Below are 16,992 nucleotides of genomic sequence, written 5' to 3'. Positions count from 1 at the left end.
TTCACCTTGCATCAGCGGGTAGCACCGCAAACCGAGTGGCCGCTGCGCAATATGGAATCCCACGTCAATTTCAATGAAAGCATCGTGCGCAATCGATAGAGAATGCTCGATACATTGCGCTTATCGGCGTCATATGATCGATGTATAGATCATTCGTTTGACCAGAGATGACAGAATATTTGCTTTTGTGCGATACATAATGCATATTAAACCAATATGACTGATGGATCGATCAATGCCGGCGACAAAAAAGCAGAGTTACGCACGATACACGATTGCTGCCGTCAGCGTTTTAGGAAACATGATCCAGCTTGAACGCAAATCACGGAAGATGACGGCGCAGGAATTTGCCGACCGCCTTGGCGTGACACGCGGGACTGTACAGCGGCTCGAACAGGGAGATCCTAAAGTAGAGCTGGGCGTTGCCTTTGAGGCGTGTACCGTTCTCGGGATTCGCCTTTTCGACGACGATATCGGCGGAATGACCTTCAGAAACGAAGAACTCCAGAAACGTCTCACTCTCCTGCCCAAATATGCGCGTCCACGCAAACAGATCGCGATCGACAATGATTTCTAAAAAGCCGCAGCCGACAGAGGCGTTCGTATGGGTGTGGTTGTCGGAAAGCGCCGATCCGGTGGTGGCCGGCCGTCTTGTCGTGACAAATGGGGAGATCAGCTTCGTTTATGGTCGGTCTTATCTCCAAAACCCGAGCGCGTTTCCCCTCTATCTTCCGGAACTGCCGCTCGAAGCGGGCGAGATACGCCCTCTTCATGGATTATTAATGCCGAGTTCCGTTCGTGACGCGTCGCCCGACGCATGGGGACGTCGGGTTATCCTCAATCGCTCGCTCGGCGTGAAGGGAGGCGAACTGAATGGACTGGAGCTTGATGAACTGACATTTCTGCTTGAGTCAGGCTCAGACCGAATTGGGGCGCTCGATTTCCAAGCATCGGCGACGCGCTATATTGGCCGAGGGACCGGCCACGCCACGCTTGATCAACTCATGACTGCCGCAGAGCGGGTTGAAAAGAACCTTCCCCTCAGCCCCGAACTGGATCAGGCGCTCCATCACGGCAGCTCGATTGGCGGGGCGAGGCCGAAAGCCTTGATCGACGACGACGCGCGCAAATACATCGCAAAATTCTCAAGCAGCTCTGACACTTATAGCGTGGTGAAGGGCGAATATATCGCCATGCGCCTGGCTGCGCTTTCAGGACTTAGCGTGTCGCCTGTCAAAATCGTTCGTGCTTCCGGCAAGGACGTATTGCTGGTCCAGCGATTTGACCGCATTCACTCCGGCAACGCTTGGTATCGCCGGTCGATGGTGTCCGCCTTGACCATGCTTGCGCTCGATGAAATGCACGCGCGATATGCCAGTTATCAGGATCTGGCGGAAACCGTGCGCATTCGCTTTACAGCCGTTCCTGAAACGTTGAGAGAGCTATTTTCGCGTCTGTGCTTCAATATTCTCGTTGGCAATACCGACGATCATGCCAGAAATCATGCCGCCTTTTGGGACGGCGCCTCGCTTTCACTCACACCGGCATACGATATTTGTCCGCAACCGCGTGCAGGAGGGGAAGTCGGCCAGGCGATGCTCGTCATCGAACAGGACAGGAGCAGCAAGATCGTAACGTGTCTCGCTGCAGCGTCGCATTTCCACTTGAACCAGGCTCAGGCAATCGAAATCGTCCGCCATCAACTGCGAACAATCGGAAGTAACTGGCGAGCCTTGTGCGCTGAAGCTGCGCTCGGCGAGGTGGATAGAACCCTGTTTTGGGGAAGGCAGTTCCTAAACCCTTATGCGTTCTACGGCCTTAATGGTGACGCGAGCGAACTGGCAACAATGGCAGACACGATAAGGGCTGAGCAAGCATAGCTAAACCCGCAGGTGCAACGTGCTTTGTCACGGACTCCTTTTGCTGTCCGCGACGGCAACGGGCCGATCTTGTCTCACGGTAACGAGTGCTGGTGCTCTTAGACTACTCGATCCGCTATTCCCGGCGTATCGCGATGCAAAGCGTCGTGGCTGGCATCGGGATGTCAATTGTTGACATGGTGGCTGCTACCCTAGGCTTCATCACACCCGTGCAAGGAGCGATCATTAAGGAGTTCACCGACGTGACTGTGACTCTCAACGCGTTGCGCGTTCTTTGGATTAGGCCTCAAATAGGGCTGGTAGCGCGCAGCTAGGACCATGCAAGCCCGTTGCTGCAATTGAACCATTGTCCTGCTAACCCGGGTGTCAATATCGAAGCGGATGCCGTTGGCCTCGCTTCTAAGCGGAGACTCGCCCCGCGCTCGTCGTGGGTTGAGCCTCAGGTTATATGGAATCTATGATCAACCTGCCTCCCCGACATGATCTGGATCGATAGACTAAAAAAATCGCCAGATGAAGCGAGCTAGCAGGTAGTCCGCCCAAAGTTGTTCTCGCGTTATTGAAGGACGGGGCTGGTTCGTTTCTTGAGCCACTGGAGCACCCGCACCTAGCTCGCCCGCCGATCGGTTCGGCGAATTGCTCGTGCGATGTCAGCCGTGATCGGTCAATCGTTTGGACCACGTTCCTGAACCTCGAACGGCCGGCCGCGGACCCGGCTGTTTGGTGAAGAACTCGACGAAGTCGGTGACGAGGAACTGGCTTGTCGACGCTAAGGCGTAGGCAGCGCGTTCTGAACAGCGCTTCTCAGAGACTTCCGAAGCACATTCTCGTCTTCAACCGTACGGGGAAAGGTGCCATGGAACCGCGACGAAGTTTCGTTGTTTATCCAATTCGGAAATGAGGAGATCGCAATGAGCGTAGCCGTCGCCCTGGTCACGGGAGCTGGATCTGGAATTGGTAAAGCTGCGGCACTGAAATTGGCCAGCGACGGTTTCGCGATCGGCGCGCTCGGACGTACCGCGGACGAAATTGCTTCCACCGTAGCGGAGATAGACGCCGCTGGCGGCGAAGGTGTTTCGCTCTTGGCCGACATCGCCGACGAACGACAGATGGCAGACGCTGTCGGCCAGCTTGTCAAGCAGTTCGGCCGACTCGACGTCGTCGTGGCCAACGCCGGTATCAACGGCGTCTGGGCGCCGATCGACGATCTGACGGTCGCCGAGTGGAACGCCACGATCTCCGTAAACCTAACCGGAACTTTTATTACGATCCGCGCCAGCGTTCCCGAGTTGAAGCGATCGGGAGGGGGCTCCATCGTGGTTGTATCATCGATCAACGGCACCCGCACGTTTACGACTCCGGGCGCTACCGCCTATACGGCGACGAAAGCCGGACAAGTTGCGATGGTCCAGCAGCTCGCCCTGGAGCTTGCTCGCCACCATATTCGTATCAACGCTGTCTGCCCCGGCGAGATCGAAACAAGCATCGACGCGAATACCCGTCTTCGAAAGGAAGACGAGACCGCTATCCCAGTCGTCTGGCCCGCAGGCCAGGTCCCGATCACGGGGGGTCGTCCAGGCCGCAGCGAAGACGTCGCTGACGTTATTGCATTTCTTGCGTCCGACCAGTCCCGCCACGTAACCGGGTCTCCAATCTGGGTGGACGGCGGCCAGGGGCTGCTCCGCTAGTCTCACAGGAAAGCAGGGTTTAACAATGCGCGAATACAGCTACGGTCCGGTTATCTTCGAAGACGGCGTCGAGTTCCGCCTGTGGGCGCCGCTTAAGGACAGCGTCTTTCTCAAGCTGAAAGACGTTGACCCTATACCATTGAAGCGCGACGAGGAAGGCTGGCATCGATTCCGGACGAGCGCAGCCGGTCCCGGCAGTCTTTACAATTTCGTGCTTCCGGACGGCTCTGAAGTGCCCGATCCAGGTTCACGCCATCAGCCTGAAGACGTGCGTGGCCCAAGCGAAGTCGTCGATCTTACGCATTTCCAATGGAAAGCCGACAACTGGATCGGGCGCCCTTGGGAAGAGTCAGTCATCTACGAGCTGCATGTCGGCTCGTTCACGCCACAAGGGACTTTTCGCGCGGCAATGGACAAGCTTGACCATCTGGCCCGGCTCGGCATCACGGCTATCCAGATCATGCCGATCAGTGATTTTCCCGGTGGCTACAATTGGGGCTACGATGGCGTACTTTCTTATGCGCCTGACAGCAGCTACGGACGTCCCGAGGACTTCATGGCGCTGGTCGACGCCGCCCATGAGCGCGGGTTATCGATATTTCTGGACGTCGTGTACAATCACTTCGGGCCGGATGGTAACTATCTGCCGAGCTATGCGCCGCTGTTTACCGACCGCCACAAGACGCCTTGGGGCGACGGGATCAACTACGATGGCAGCCAGTCTCGGCCCGTTCGCGAATTTGTCATCCAGAATGCAATCTACTGGATCAAGGAGTTCAGGCTTGACGGACTCCGCCTTGACGCCGTGCATGCAATCAACGACGACAGCGACGAGCATGTTCTCGTCGAACTGGCCAGGCGTGTCTGCGACGCCGCGGGAAATCGGCATGTCCATCTCATCGTCGAGAATGAAGACAATGACAGCGACCTGCTGAAGCGAGATGAGGAGGGCAGAGCTGTCCGCTTTACAGCGCAATGGAACGACGACGTGCATCATGTCCTACACGTCGCCGCAACCGGCGAGACCTTCGGATATTATCAGGACTACGCGGACGACGCCGAAAAGATGGGCCGGGCGCTTGCCGAGGGCTTCGTGTTCCAAGGCGACCACATGCGCTATCGTGGGGAAACTCGCGGTAAGCCCACGGGTGACCTGCCACCCACCGCGTTCATATCGTTCATTCAAAACCACGACCAGATCGGTAACCGCGCGCATGGCGATCGGATGATTACATACCGACCGCTCGCCCCCCTGAAAGCGGTGACGTCGATCTATCTGCTGTCTCCTCAAATCCCTATGCTTTTCATGGGCGAAGAATGGGGAGCACGCGAAAATTTCCCCTATTTTTGCGATTTCAACAACGAGCTGAACGAAAAGGTGAGGACGGGACGGCGCAAGGAACTTTCACGACTTCCGGGTTTCGAAGCGGACGACCTTCTTGATCCCACCGCTCGCACCACGTTTGAGGCGGCTAAGCTCGATTGGTCCAAACTGTCTGACACCGACGCGTCTGAAATGCTCCATTTTTACCGATCTCTTCTCGCTCTGCGCCATGAGCGCATCGTGCCGATGATCGAGCACGTTGGAAGCGGAGCGGGAAAATTTTGTCAGGAGGATGCGGTGACGGCGGTCAAGTGGCGAACCCGCGATGGTGCGGAGCTCCACCTGCTTGCGAACCTATCCAACAAGCCGGCGAAGGTCTTAGCACCGCCTATTGGCGAAACGATCTACTCACTGGGAGATATCAGCGGCAACATTCTGGGAACGTGGGCCGTCGCCTTCAGCGTTTCGTCTGCCCGGAGATAAATGCTGTGACGCGATCGTCCTCAAATAACAGTCAAGTCCGCTCGCGTCTCGACCTACTAGCGGAAAGGCACGGTATCGCGTTGACGAGACCGAGCCCGGATAACGTGGACGTGCCGGTCGCGGACGCCACGAAGCACCAGCTCCTTGAGGCACTCGGCGTGATGGTCGACGCTCTGGACAAACCTGCTGAACGGAAGTCGGCAAGACGGCACGGTAAGAAGGTCATTCCTCAGTCCTTTATACCGGAGTTTCTTGAAAAGCACCGCGTGTGGGGGATCACCCTGCAGCTCTACGAACTCCGATCGAGGCGCAACTGGGGTATCGGCGACTTCGAGGACCTGATCGAAATGATTGGCCTCGCGGGGTCGCTTCGCGCCGATTTCATCGGTCTCAACCCGCTGCATGCACCGTTTCTGTCCGATCCAAACCGGTGCAGTCCGTACGAGCCTTCAAGCCGTCAGATGATCAATCCCCTATACATCGCGGTCGACAAGGTCGAAGGGTTCGAGGCGAACTCAGATCTTGAAGATCGGCTCCAAGAGCTGCGGTCGACCGATCTCGTCGATTATGTCGGAGTTGCCGAAACCAAGCTGTCCGCTCTGCGCGCGCTTTGGGAGAAATGGCGGATTTCCTCCGATCGGCAGTCAAAGGCTTCTCGCGACTTCCAGGGCTTTGTCAAGGAGGGCGGTGAAAACCTACGACGGCACGCTATTTTCGAAACCCTGTCGGCACTAATGGTGGCGCGAGGCCTTGGCGCGGGCTGGACGTCCTGGCCTGAAGAGTTGCACCTTCCTTATGGCGTCGAGGTCGCGGCGCTCGTCGAGGAACATGCCGACACGATCGGTTTCCACATGTGGCTGCAATGGATCGCCGATCGGCAGCTATCGCATGCCGCCGAGGCCGCGCGTGAGGCCGGTCTGCGGGTCGGGCTCTATTTCGACCTTGCCGTCGGAGAAGCGGTCGATGGCTCGGCCACTTGGAGCGAACGTGACGCCTACATTTCCGCAGCAACGGTCGGGAGCCCGCCCGACCCGTTCGCGCCCAAGGGTCAGGACTGGCATCTTGCGGCGTTTCATCCGGCTAAAATTGCAGCTGGGAAAAATCCGCCATACCTGCGAATGGTCGCATCTGCTATGCGTTATGCTGGCGCCATCAGGATCGATCATGCCGCGGCTTTGAAGCGGCTTTTCCTGGTTCCCGCCGACAAAGGTCCGGAGAAGGGTGCCTATGTCGACTATCCGCAGGAAAGGCTTCTCCAGATCCTAGCCGACGCGTCGACAAAATATCGTTGCCTGGTTATCGGAGAAGATCTGGGGATGCTTCCGGAAGGACTTCAGGATGATCTTTCCCGAGCGCATATCCTGTCCTACCGCATTCTGTCTTACGAGCGCGAGAAAGATGGATTTAGGTCCCCTTGCTCATACCCGAGACTATCGCTTGCTTGCATCTCCACGCACGATCACCAGACCTTGGCTGGCTGGTGGCGAGATGCGGACATCAGGACAAGGGCGGAGCACGGCATCGTTCCACCGCACATGACGGAAGAACACCGCAAGGAACGGCGGCGTGAGCGAAAAGAGATGATGGTCGCTTTGAGAAACGCGCATACGGATCCCCCACTAAGGACACCCGCCGCGGCAGTCAGCGAGGAAAAGCTGAGCAAGCTCATCGTGAGCGCGCATCGCTTCATTGCAAAAACGAGTTCTGTGCTGGCCGCCGTGAGGCTGGCAGATATGACGGGCGAAAAGCGTCCAACGAACATTCCTGGCACTAGGGACAGCTATCCGAACTGGAAGCCGAAGCTTTCGGTATCGATAGAGCGGCTAGAAGGACTCGTGCTCGTTCGGCATATCGCCGTTGCTATGCAGGAGGAACGCTGATGACGATCGCAGTCTGGAGTGAATGAACGCGCGGCCAAGACGATCGCACAATATCAATCGCAAGAGCGCGAGGCTCGCGGCTCGCGTAAGTTGTGATCCGCGAGCCGCTATTGGCCGGGCTTGGTCGAAGGGCCACGTCGCGGAGACACGTTGTGGCTCGCCCGCAGGCTCTTGCACTTGCCCGCCTCCTCTCGGCAACTGCGACATGCGCTAATCGGCAAAAGGTCGCTTTCCTGCCATAAAGACCGGCCCCAATCGAAGTTTCAGGTCGTGTACCATTCATGGTTGTCGGCATCGACCGCCCACTTTGCCTCGGCGACGCGAGCGAAAAGCACCTTTCGCTTAAGGATCAGGCGCCTCCGCATGAAACGCACTCGACGCCCCCCCACCGGTATCGCCGTATGTCAGACAGCGATGTCCTGAGTGATCGTCTGGAGGGACGGCGTCCGCCGCTTCGCCGCCATCAACAAATCCAACTCGACGGAGGATGGTCCAAACCGAGCGAAGAGATCCTCAGCAGTCTTGGCGTCGAGGCTGTATTTCGACCTGAATTCTTGCACGGTGTAGGGCCTGCCGCGGAGCGGACGCTGGCGCTCGGTCTGCTTAAACTTCGTCACTTGGGCCTCCTGAAGGTTTGCAGCAGAATGCCTGGCGGGTTTGGTAGTTCCCTTCGAGGCATGGGATAACGTGCACGACCGCGGCAGCCGTCGGTCGGAGTTGGCCGACGTGTCATCGAACGAGCGGAATCGGAGGGCTTCAATGCAAGTTTAAGGTCAGTCACAGTAGGAGCGATAATGGATAAGGACCAGGAAAGACGCGAGCGCGCCTAGAGGATTTGGGAAGATGAAGGCAGGCCTAACGGCAAGCACGATGATCACTGGCAGCGTGCGGAAGACCAACATGCCCAGGCCAAGCCGATGAGGACCGAGGCAAATAAGTACGCTTCCGAGGAGTTCAACGACAAACGCCGCGAAAAATCATCCGGCGCGCATGCTCGGCCACCGTCGATGGCCGCGTCGGATTAACGACAGCGTTGACACTAAGGAAGGGCCGGCATCTACCAGCCCTTCCGCGAGATATGTGCTGATCGCTAAGGTAGCCGGAACGAGAGCAGCGAATTGACGTTTTGCGATCCATATGAACCCATCGTCCCGCCGCCATCACCACCGCCCATTGATACGCCGCCTCAAGATCCCGAGCGCGTCCCGCAAGAAGAGCCGCGGCGCCATCTCGAACCGGACGAACCCATCAATCCCATGATCGAGGCGTCGGCATCGCGCTGCTCGACATGCCCTTTTTTGTTACATTCAAAAATTGCAATCTGTCGCCGTTACGTCGCAGGGTCTGAATTTTCCGATTGGAGGTACCTTCTTGGTGGGACCCGATGATGACGCCAACATTTGATGGAGACGATCGTCTTCACCTTGGGCGTTATCTTGGAAAGTGACGGTGCCGCGAAACAGCGGATCGCCAATGCCTATTCCAAGGCGAGGATCGTGGCCGCAACCCTTCCCTGGGAAGGGGGATCAGCGCGCCCTTGCGTCGTGGCCTTGCATAGAGCAGATTCAGGTCCATATGGAGGCGGAGAAGTCGAGGCGGCGGGATGGATGCTCTGCGCTGTTCAGGGAACGACTCAGCGAGAAGGATCTACCAGACTGGGAGTCGCTCAAGCTCATTGGGGACAAAGATGCAGCACTTCTACCTTCACAGCAGCGCGACATTCACTAGGCATAGGTCATGATCAAAGAACAACTGGCCCAAGCAAAATTTTCACTCGCTCAGGAGGAAGTAACCCTCTGTGAGCGCGTATTTGATCGTCTCTGCGCTTCCAAACAAATCGTGCTCGAAATGCGACAGAAGGAATTGGCAAACAAGATCATTTGGGCGTTTCGCCACGGGGTTAAGGCTGAGGAAGACTTGACCAAACTGTTGACGTGACTGTCTTGACACGCCCTCGGTTTGAAACTCGACAGGCGTCTCCGACAAGCCTTGCCACATTAGGTTCGGATCGCTCGCCACTCCCGGCGTACCAGGGAACTCCGTGTGCATATTTGCTTGATCCACCCCCTAGTCTGGAAATGGTTCGGTCACGCCTGCTTCACAAGACGCTTGGTACTCTTTGTGATGAGTTCTCCGGTAAGGGGCCTCGCGAGGGGCCGGCCTGGCGCGTCCGATTGTGGCAGGATTTTTGAGAAAACCAAACCTGCGTTGACGAATCGGGCGCCTTTACTTTAGCATTTTGGTTGTGATGGACCTGAGATACCCATCGCGGTAATGCTGGTGCGCATGGAAAACCTCGGGACCGAAGGGCAAATGGTAGTTCCGAGGTTTCTTCTTTAGATTTTTGCGGCCATGATAAGCGCGGGCGCCGCTTTCTCGATGGCCTGACCCTCATCGCCATCGTGGCAATGCCGGCGCCGCGCGCCGTTTGACCGCCGCCTGCTCCTGCTCCTAGATGGGGCCGATGCCACCATTCCGCATGCGTCTCGTCTTCAGCCTTCGCCTTCCCCGCGGGTATTGCCGCGACGGAAGAGTGTGGAGGCCAGCATCCAGATCCCGATGATGCCCAGCAGCCGACTGCGGACCTCGTTTACGGCCTGTCCGGTAACGTACCAAAGGCCACCTTCCCCGAAATCACTCGATGATTTAAAATTATTCTTAAGTTTGGCCGTGATTAAGTCGCCCTCAATATCTGGGGGCATCGCATCCATGTCTACATTCGTTCGTATCCTGCTTTTCTTCCTTTTCCTGGCACCCTTTGTCGCACACGCGTCCGGTGATGACTGGCAGGTTGCCAAGACCACCAGCCAGGTTAGGTACACTATTGACCGGAAACAGTGGACCAACCTACGTGTGGGCGATGTGGTGCCAAACAAAGCCTGGATCTCCACAGGCCCTCGTGACCGCGTTCAGCTCGTGCGTGGTGTTGAAAGCATTGGGTTCCAGCCGAACACATTGGCTGCGATTACGACAAAGCCGGGCGGCTTCCTTTCGCCGCGAAAGACGGAGGTCTTCCAGCAGGTCGGGGAACTCGATCTTGAGATCGAAAAGCGGAGCCAGCCGCATACAACAGTACAGACTCCCTATCTGGCCGCCGTTGTGAAGGGTACGATCTTCCACGTGACGGTCGGCAAGACTAAGGCATCGGTTGCCGTAGATCGCGGTCTTGTGCAGGTCACGTCTTTCGGAAGCGGTCAACAGGCCAACGTTGGGCCCCGACAGAGCGCGACTGTGGACCGGAAGAGCGGCATGGACGTCGCAGGAGCGGTGTCAAAGCCTTCCATAACGTCCGTCGCGCCATCAGTTGCAGTCGTTCCGGCCCTGGGCGCCAAGAAGCTGTCCGGCGAACCCGACGCCGCGCCTGAAAACAGGGGCAAGTCAAAAAAAGGAGCTGACGACACCAGTGCCAACATTGCCGATAACGGCGAGGGGAAGGGCAGTTCCGGCAAGGGCGGCGACTCCGACGGCAATGGAGAGGGCGGCAAAGGTAGCGACAGCGGGAAGGGCGATGGTGGCAAGGGTAGCGGCGGCGGAAATGGGAATGGTGGCAGCAAGGGCAACGGCGGTGGAAACGGCAATGGCGGTGGCAACGGCGGCAAGGGTAGTAGCGATGGCGGGAAGGGTAATGGCGGCGGCAACGGGAATGGCGGTGGACATGGTAACGGTGGTGGCAGCGGAAAAGGCGGTGGAAAGAGCAACAGCGGCAACGGGGGCAGCAAGAGTAACAGTGGAAAAGGCGGCAAGTAATCTGCGGATAATGTCTATCTATTTCCACTCGCGTTGGGCACCTGATGACTATAGCGCCCGAATGGGCTGTCTTTTCCAGCATTGATGCCGTTTGCCGCCCACCGGTACCGCGTGACCCGTCGCAGACGCGGGCACCCTCTCGAAAGCTTGCAAGTGGCATGGGATGCTGAACGACGTGGCCCGTAGAGGTTGACGGGGGGCTTGGCAGTCGGAAGACTTAATGCCGCGGCTGCACAAAGATGCTTGAGCGGATGCGAATCTTTCGGGATCCGCCGGTCGCTCCCCGATTTTTCCAAGCGATCCGTCACCTGGGGCTCAAGGAGACCGGCACCATACGCGTCCCCCCTTGTACATATCGATATCGCCCTCAGCTCGAGGGAGCGAGGCGCCGCGGACGTGCCGGCTTCGTCTTTGCCGAACAAGGATCCGGGTCTGGTGCCGAGGACGAGGGCAATCTGAGCTGGCCGGCTTGAACCGATGCGGTTCGTGCCCTTCTCATACTTTTGGACATGCTGGAATGTCACGCCAATCCCTTCGGCCAAGGTCATTTGCGACACGCGCAGAAAGCTTGCGGCGGCTTCTTACCCGTGCCTACAGCGACGTCGATTTCGGATATCTTTGTACGCAATATTCCAGTCGATGCTCTCTATTGCGATTTTTGACAACTGCATGATATCAGACCACAAGTCTACGAATTGACAGCGGTGTCAGACGTTAGTCCGGGGTGGGTTTAATCTCTTCCGATCATATATTTTCAAGGCTGTCGGTGGCGACAGACGGGGAGGCATCATGAACGATTCCGAAATCAGGAACGAGCAGCGCTACCGCCTGCTCATCGAGGCCATTACCGACTACGCCATCTACATGCTCGACCCGGACGGCTTCGTCACGAGCTGGAACCCAGGCGCCGAGCGTCTCAAAGGTTACAAGGAGGAGGAGATCGTCGGTCGACACTTCTCCACGTTCTACACCGACGAAGATCGAGAGAGCGGCCTGCCGGCACTTGCCCTTCGGCTTGCGCAGGAAGAAGGGCGCTTCGAGCGGGAGGGATGGCGTTTGAGAAAGGACGGTTTGCGCTTCTGGGCGAACGTCATCATCGATCCGATCAGGGACTCCCAGGGCGAACTGATCGGCTTCGCGAAGATCACGCGCGACATCAGTGAGAAGCGGGCGGCGCAGGAAGCGATCTTCCAAGCGCAAAAAATGGAGGCGGTCGGGCAGTTGACCGGCGGACTCGCACACGACTTCAACAATCTCCTCATGGCGATCCTCGGAAGCCTGGAGATCGCAAGGAAAAGAGCAGTCCGGCAGGACGTCATAGATCTCATCGACAACGCGATTCAGGGAGCTCAACGCGGCGCCACGTTGACGCAGCGGCTGCTTGCGTTCTCTCGTCGCCAGGAGCTTCAGCTCGCCCCCGTCGACGTCGGCGACCTCGTCGGTGGGATGACCGAGCTCATGCGGCGCACCATCGGCCCCGAGATCGTGATCACCAGCAAGTTCCCACCGGATCTGCCGAAGGTTCGCAGCGATTCCAATCAGTTCGAGAGCGCTCTTCTCAACCTCGTTGTCAACGCCCGCGATGCCATGCCGGGCGGTGGAGAGATCACCATCGCCGCCGAGCGCAGATCCGACCGGCCTAGCCGCTCGACCTTGCCGCCCGGAAACTACGTCTGCCTCTCTGTCCGCGATCAGGGGGAGGGCATGGATGACGAGACGCTGGCCAACGCGACAACGCCCTTCTACACGACCAAGGGCGTTGGCAAGGGAACGGGCCTCGGTCTTCCCATGGTGCACGGCCTGATGGCCCAGTCCGGCGGCGAGCTAATCCTGAAGTCCCAGGTGGGACAGGGAACGACCGCGGAGCTGTGGCTTCCCGTCGCCGATAGCACCGAAGTGGAAACAAGGGCTCCGGTAACACCAGATGTGCCGTTCGAGCCCGCTCCGAAAGCGCTAACCGTTCTTGTAGTCGACGACGACGCCCTCGTTCTCATGAACACGGTTCTCCTGCTCGAGGATCTGGGCATGGACACCATTCAGGCATCTTCGGGCGAGGAGGCTTTGGCAGCGCTGCAGACGGGCGTTCCGCCGGATGTCGTTATAACCGATCACGCCATGCCCAACATGACAGGGGCGCGCCTGTGTCAGGAAATCCACGCGCGGTACCCGACGCTTCCGATCATTCTTGCTACAGGCTATGCGGAGCTACCGGACGGCGTCGGCGATCTGGCCGGGGTCGTGCGGCTATCGAAGCCGTTCAGCCAGGCTCAGTTGTCGAACGCGCTGGCAGAAGCCTGTCAGGGCAGGCGGTGCTTCTGAAGCTTTTTTGAAGTCGACCACCTCAGGCAAGATCAAGATCCGTCCAGTGTTCGGCCCAATCGCTCGATGCTCGAATCGGGCAAGCGGACTGGTCGTCCCTTGTGAAGGTCCACCTGTCCGTACCAGGCGTGATCGCCGAGTGTTTCAGGATGTCTGCCGGGCCCTTGGGTTCGCCGTTCTCCGGCACGTACGCAGGCGCTTGCGTAGAGGCGCGCGCGGAGCGATCCAATCTTACTGGAAACGATGTGGGAAGGTAGCCGACCCGGATGCCGCAATCGAAGCCTTCGCCCACGACGGGCAGCCCACCATCCATGCCTTGTTCGTGTCGAACGCGGCGCAGTGTGAGGTCGAGCACGTCGTACATGTCGGTGTCGGGGCAGGCTTCTACCCGGCGATCAGGCGAGTTTCGTCAATGTCTTTGGGAAAGCGACGGCGGTCGAGGTCGCGCTCGATCTGGCTGCGTGTGCGGCCGCGAATCTCTCATCCTACCCGAATGTCTCCATTGTTCAGTGCGACGACGGGTCGGTGGAATTCGGTGCCGCCGACGTCATCTGTGTGAACGCCGGAGCGACGCGCCCCGCGGACATATGACTGGATCGGCTGAAGAACGGCGGAAGGCCGATCTTGCGCTGGCGACCGATCTGCGTTTCACGAAGAGTGATTGGAACAACATGCATCGTCGTGGTGCGGTGTTCCTGGTAACCAGACGAGGCGGCGACTTCCACGCCCAACGGATTTCGCCGGTAGCGATGTTCGCATGTGCGGGGATTCGCGATGAACTGTTGGAAATGGCGCTTGCTGAGTCCTTCGGGAAACGGGGAGCCGAGGCAGGTGACGCGGATCGCCGTACGGTCCCTGTCTTATTCTTAAAATTGATATGAGGTAGAGCGCAATGAGAAAAGGCCGCGAAAAAATCGCACCTACCTTGTCGACATCGCCTTCACACCAGTGCCAGTACATCCGTGGTCAAAACGCCGCGTACCCAGTTCGTGCCTGACCGCACACGATCTCCAGGATGGAGTTCGCCGCGTAGCTAAGGCGGCCGCGACACTTGGCAAGATTGGGGATGCTTTAGCGGCCCGGTCTCGTCGGCCCTATGCCTAGCGCCGTCCCGACCGCACTCGACAACGCTGCCTGCGATACGGGCTTTCGAACCACGGGAATAGTTGCGAAGTCTGCCGGGATATGGACGCCGTCGCGGTAGCCTGTCGCGAAGACGTATGGAATGCCACGCTTCTCGAGCTCCTTCGCGACGTCCTCGGATGTGGAAGATCCAAGATTGAGATCGAGAACCGCACAGTCGGGCGATCCCTCGGTAAGGATTTTCAAGGCGGTGGCGACATTGGCCGCGATCGAAACCTCTTCGGCACCGATCGACCTCAGCAGTTCCTCGGTGTCCATCGCGATCAGCGACTGATCCTCGACGAGCAGGACGCTCATTCGGTCCAACGGCTTGAACGCGGCTTCCGCGATGGCTGGGCTGCCGGGCTGCAAGTTTTCCACGACCTCGCTTAGGTGCTCGCCGGGGATCATGATTGTGGCCTCGAGGCCGGCAGGGGCGAACTCGAGGTCGATGCCTCCCCCAAGGTCGTGCGAAACGGTCTTCTCGATCAAGTTCGAACCGAAACCGCGGCGTGTCGGCACGACGACCTCCGGGCCGCCGCTTTCCTTCCAGGAAAGATGGCAGTCGCCATTTTCGGCGATCGTCCAGGATATCTCCAGCTTTCCGGACGGAACGGAAAGGCTGCCGTACTTCGCGGCGTTGGTCATCATCTCGTGCAGAAGCAGAGCGAAGACGCCGAACGCCCGTTCGGTCAGGCCGATGTGATCTCCCGAAATCTGGATGCGATCCGGCAGTTTTGCAACCCGATGCATATCCGCCTCGGCCTCGATCAGGCCCCTGAGTTCGCCGCCGTCCCGGCTACCGAAGGACTGGTCGTGAGCGAACGAGAGCGCCCGGAGCCGCCCTTCGAACGACTTGGCATATTCGTCGACCGACTGGGAGTTCGCCCCGGTCTGCGTCGCTATCGACTTCACCAGCGCGAGGATGTTCTTCACGCGGTGGTTCAGCTCCGAATTCAACAGCTTTCGCTGGCTCTCGGTCCGTTCGCGCTGCTCCTCGGTGGCGTCGTTGTGCGACAGCATCACGTCGCGGACATATCCCCTGATGGATTCGGCCACGACGACGTCGGCCTTCGACCACGGGAGCGATTTGTGCCTGACGTCTTCCCTCCAGGTATCGAAGCTGCCGCGCGGCGATAGCCTGACGCCGTTCTCGGTGAGCTCCTCGTTCTTTCGCGGTTCGCCTGCCCACTCGACTTGATGGGCCTCCTCGCTTCGGAAGAACACCAGGAAATCCGGCGAAGAGACTGAAATCGGAATCGCTAGCAGCCCTGCGATGCGCGTACCGTACTCTTCGACCTCACCGGTCTCGGACTGGAGGTCCTGCGTGTCCCAGATGTTCCGGCCCGCCTTCTTGCCGATGATTTCCATCAGATGCGGTATCGCCGTCTCCGATGGGGAAACGCCATACGACGCCCACTCACCACGCGACCATAGCCCCGCCCCGTCGCTGGCGATCAGAGAGGAGAATTCTCGAAGCCTTCTGCGAAGCGTAACCTCGACCGGGTCGGCGTGATCGACGCCTGCGATGATCGCATCGAGACGACTGCGCGTCGCCGCGGCGGACGCCTGCTGTTCGCGATGCTCGATGGCGGCCACATGCAGCGAGAAGTACTGTGCGAACAGTTCGGTCGCCACGCGCAGCGGGATGGAGAGCCATTTTGGCGTGTTATGGTGGCAGGCGATGAGGCCCCAGAGCCGGCCGTCTAACACGATCGAGATCGACATCGAGGCGGCGACGCCCATATTTCGTAGATATTCGCAGTGGATGGGGGAGACGCTTCGAAGATGGGCAAACGAGAGGTCGACGGCCGGATCGCCTTCGGCGATCTTCGGAAGGAGCGGCACGGGGACGAACGATGCGTCGCCGATCACACGGATCCAGTTCTTGACGTAAAGCTTGCGCGCCTGCACCGGGATGTCGGATACCGGGAAGTGCTGGCCCAGAAAGCTACCCAGAGAAGGGTCTTTCGCCTCCGCGACCACCCGACCGGCCCCGTTGTGCAGGAACCGGTAGACCATCACGCGGTCGTAGCCGAGCATCGCGCGGACGAGCCGCGCGACTGATTTGAATAGCGGGTCGAACTCCCGGTAGCCGTCCACCCGTCGGATCAACGATTGCGTCAGATGGAGCGCCACTTCCGTGTCCTCCGGAGAGGCGGGCCGCTCAAGCTCGAGGAACGTCCGGCCCTCGTATCGGTGGGCTGTGATGTCGGCGACGCTCGCGCCTTCCGAGAGCTTCGCCTTGAGCACGACGCCTGCGATCTGGCCAGCCCCGGCCCGAGCGACGGCGTTTGCGATGTCATGGGAGACGGTCGTACCGACCAGATCGGCAAGCTCCGCGCCGACATAGTCGCGATTGGTATCGCCTAGAAATTCGTCGATATTCTTCGAAACGAACGAAACCATCCCTTGCTCGTTCAGGACGATCATTGCTCCGTGAGGCTGGATGCTGCCCGGAATATGGATCGGTTCCCGATCGCAATTGCTCAGATCGACTTTGGACCTATCATAACTCAATGGCGGACATCCTGCTTTCTCGAATGGGA

14 protein-coding genes are annotated in these 16,992 nt (G+C 58.7%); 9 read left to right on the top strand and 5 right to left on the bottom strand.

From position 1 onward, the window contains the following. The first annotated feature begins 235 nt into the window (after window positions 1–235). From AC1DV9_RS13330 to malQ, 5 genes are all read left to right on the top strand, one after another. Window positions 236–577 carry a helix-turn-helix transcriptional regulator gene (locus tag AC1DV9_RS13330; RefSeq protein ID WP_477948356.1) on the top strand — a complete coding sequence of 114 codons (342 nt, stop codon included), beginning with the start codon at window positions 236–238 and terminating at the stop codon, window positions 575–577. Then, window positions 570–1,880, top strand: coding sequence for a type II toxin-antitoxin system HipA family toxin (locus AC1DV9_RS13325; protein WP_477948581.1), 1,311 nt, complete (start codon window positions 570–572; stop codon window positions 1,878–1,880). Before AC1DV9_RS13330 ends, AC1DV9_RS13325 begins: the two co-directional genes overlap by 8 nt. Before the next feature lie 911 nt (window positions 1,881–2,791). After that, entirely contained in the window at window positions 2,792–3,568 is a 777-nt protein-coding gene (locus AC1DV9_RS13320; RefSeq protein WP_477948354.1) for an SDR family oxidoreductase, read from the top strand. Window positions 3,569–3,593: 25 nt separating this feature from the next. Further along, on the top strand, window positions 3,594–5,375 hold the full coding sequence (treZ, locus tag AC1DV9_RS13315; RefSeq protein ID WP_477948352.1) for a malto-oligosyltrehalose trehalohydrolase: 1,782 nt from the start codon (window positions 3,594–3,596) through the stop codon (window positions 5,373–5,375). Window positions 5,376–5,479: 104 nt separating this feature from the next. Then, entirely contained in the window at window positions 5,480–7,255 is a 1,776-nt protein-coding gene (gene malQ, locus AC1DV9_RS13310; protein ID WP_477948350.1) for a 4-alpha-glucanotransferase, read from the top strand. A 404-nt stretch (window positions 7,256–7,659) separates the two neighbouring features. Here the strand turns inward: malQ and AC1DV9_RS13305 are convergent, their stop codons facing one another. After that, the gene (locus AC1DV9_RS13305; RefSeq protein ID WP_112389410.1) at window positions 7,660–7,872 is read right to left on the bottom strand and encodes a hypothetical protein; all 213 of its coding nucleotides are present in this window, start codon (window positions 7,870–7,872) and stop codon (window positions 7,660–7,662) included. Between the two features lie 216 nt (window positions 7,873–8,088). Between AC1DV9_RS13305 and AC1DV9_RS13300 the strand changes: the two genes are divergently transcribed. Next, window positions 8,089–8,280 (top strand): DUF2934 domain-containing protein, encoded by a 192-nt coding sequence (locus AC1DV9_RS13300; protein ID WP_477948579.1) that lies wholly within the window; start codon window positions 8,089–8,091, stop codon window positions 8,278–8,280. Between the two features lie 712 nt (window positions 8,281–8,992). Continuing rightward, entirely contained in the window at window positions 8,993–9,193 is a 201-nt protein-coding gene (locus AC1DV9_RS13295; protein WP_477948349.1) for a hypothetical protein, read from the top strand. 554 nt (window positions 9,194–9,747) lie between these two features. On the opposite strand, the gene AC1DV9_RS13290 is transcribed toward AC1DV9_RS13295, so the two are convergent. Further along, window positions 9,748–9,966 carry a hypothetical protein gene (locus AC1DV9_RS13290; protein ID WP_112445408.1) on the bottom strand — a complete coding sequence of 73 codons (219 nt, stop codon included), beginning with the start codon at window positions 9,964–9,966 and terminating at the stop codon, window positions 9,748–9,750. On the opposite strand from AC1DV9_RS13290, the gene AC1DV9_RS13285 reads away from it, so the two are divergent. Both AC1DV9_RS13285 and AC1DV9_RS13280 read left to right on the top strand, forming a co-directional pair. Further along, window positions 9,965–11,002 carry a FecR family protein gene (locus tag AC1DV9_RS13285; protein ID WP_477948347.1) on the top strand — a complete coding sequence of 346 codons (1,038 nt, stop codon included), beginning with the start codon at window positions 9,965–9,967 and terminating at the stop codon, window positions 11,000–11,002. The genes AC1DV9_RS13290 and AC1DV9_RS13285 overlap by 2 nt on opposite strands. A gap of 789 nt (window positions 11,003–11,791) precedes the next feature. Next, window positions 11,792–13,321 (top strand): PAS domain S-box protein, encoded by a 1,530-nt coding sequence (locus tag AC1DV9_RS13280; RefSeq protein WP_477948345.1) that lies wholly within the window; start codon window positions 11,792–11,794, stop codon window positions 13,319–13,321. 22 nt (window positions 13,322–13,343) lie between these two features. Here AC1DV9_RS13280 and AC1DV9_RS13275 read toward each other — a convergent pair whose 3' ends face one another. The 3 genes from AC1DV9_RS13275 to AC1DV9_RS13265 form a co-directional block, all read right to left on the bottom strand. Then, on the bottom strand, window positions 13,344–13,685 hold the full coding sequence (locus AC1DV9_RS13275) for a hypothetical protein (RefSeq protein WP_477948344.1): 342 nt from the start codon (window positions 13,683–13,685) through the stop codon (window positions 13,344–13,346). Window positions 13,686–13,827: 142 nt separating this feature from the next. Continuing rightward, on the bottom strand, window positions 13,828–14,052 hold the full coding sequence (locus AC1DV9_RS13270; RefSeq protein ID WP_477948342.1) for a hypothetical protein: 225 nt from the start codon (window positions 14,050–14,052) through the stop codon (window positions 13,828–13,830). Window positions 14,053–14,392: 340 nt separating this feature from the next. Continuing rightward, complete coding sequence (locus AC1DV9_RS13265) at window positions 14,393–16,963, bottom strand: HWE histidine kinase domain-containing protein (RefSeq protein ID WP_477948577.1); 2,571 nt, start codon at window positions 16,961–16,963, stop codon at window positions 14,393–14,395. Between the last annotated feature and the right edge of the window lie 29 nt (window positions 16,964–16,992).

This window comes from Rhizobium sp. 01L410, from assembly GCF_056400165.1.
The sequence above is the reverse complement of the archived record's forward strand: the minus strand, read 5'-3'. Positions and strand labels throughout refer to the sequence as shown.

Bases quoted from the DNA above. Each gene is read 5' to 3' on its own strand.
- AC1DV9_RS13295 (WP_477948349.1), top strand. From the start codon at position 8,993: ATGATCAAAGAACAACTGGCCCAAGCAAAATTTTCACTCGCTCAGGAG.
- AC1DV9_RS13275 (WP_477948344.1), bottom strand. From the start codon at position 13,685: ATGTACGACGTGCTCGACCTCACACTGCGCCGCGTTCGACACGAACAA.
- AC1DV9_RS13290 (WP_112445408.1), bottom strand. From the start codon at position 9,966: ATGGATGCGATGCCCCCAGATATTGAGGGCGACTTAATCACGGCCAAA.
- AC1DV9_RS13280 (WP_477948345.1), top strand. From the start codon at position 11,792: ATGAACGATTCCGAAATCAGGAACGAGCAGCGCTACCGCCTGCTCATC.
- AC1DV9_RS13320 (WP_477948354.1), top strand. From the start codon at position 2,792: ATGAGCGTAGCCGTCGCCCTGGTCACGGGAGCTGGATCTGGAATTGGT.
- AC1DV9_RS13285 (WP_477948347.1), top strand. From the start codon at position 9,965: ATGTCTACATTCGTTCGTATCCTGCTTTTCTTCCTTTTCCTGGCACCC.
- treZ (WP_477948352.1), top strand. From the start codon at position 3,594: ATGCGCGAATACAGCTACGGTCCGGTTATCTTCGAAGACGGCGTCGAG.
- AC1DV9_RS13330 (WP_477948356.1), top strand. From the start codon at position 236: ATGCCGGCGACAAAAAAGCAGAGTTACGCACGATACACGATTGCTGCC.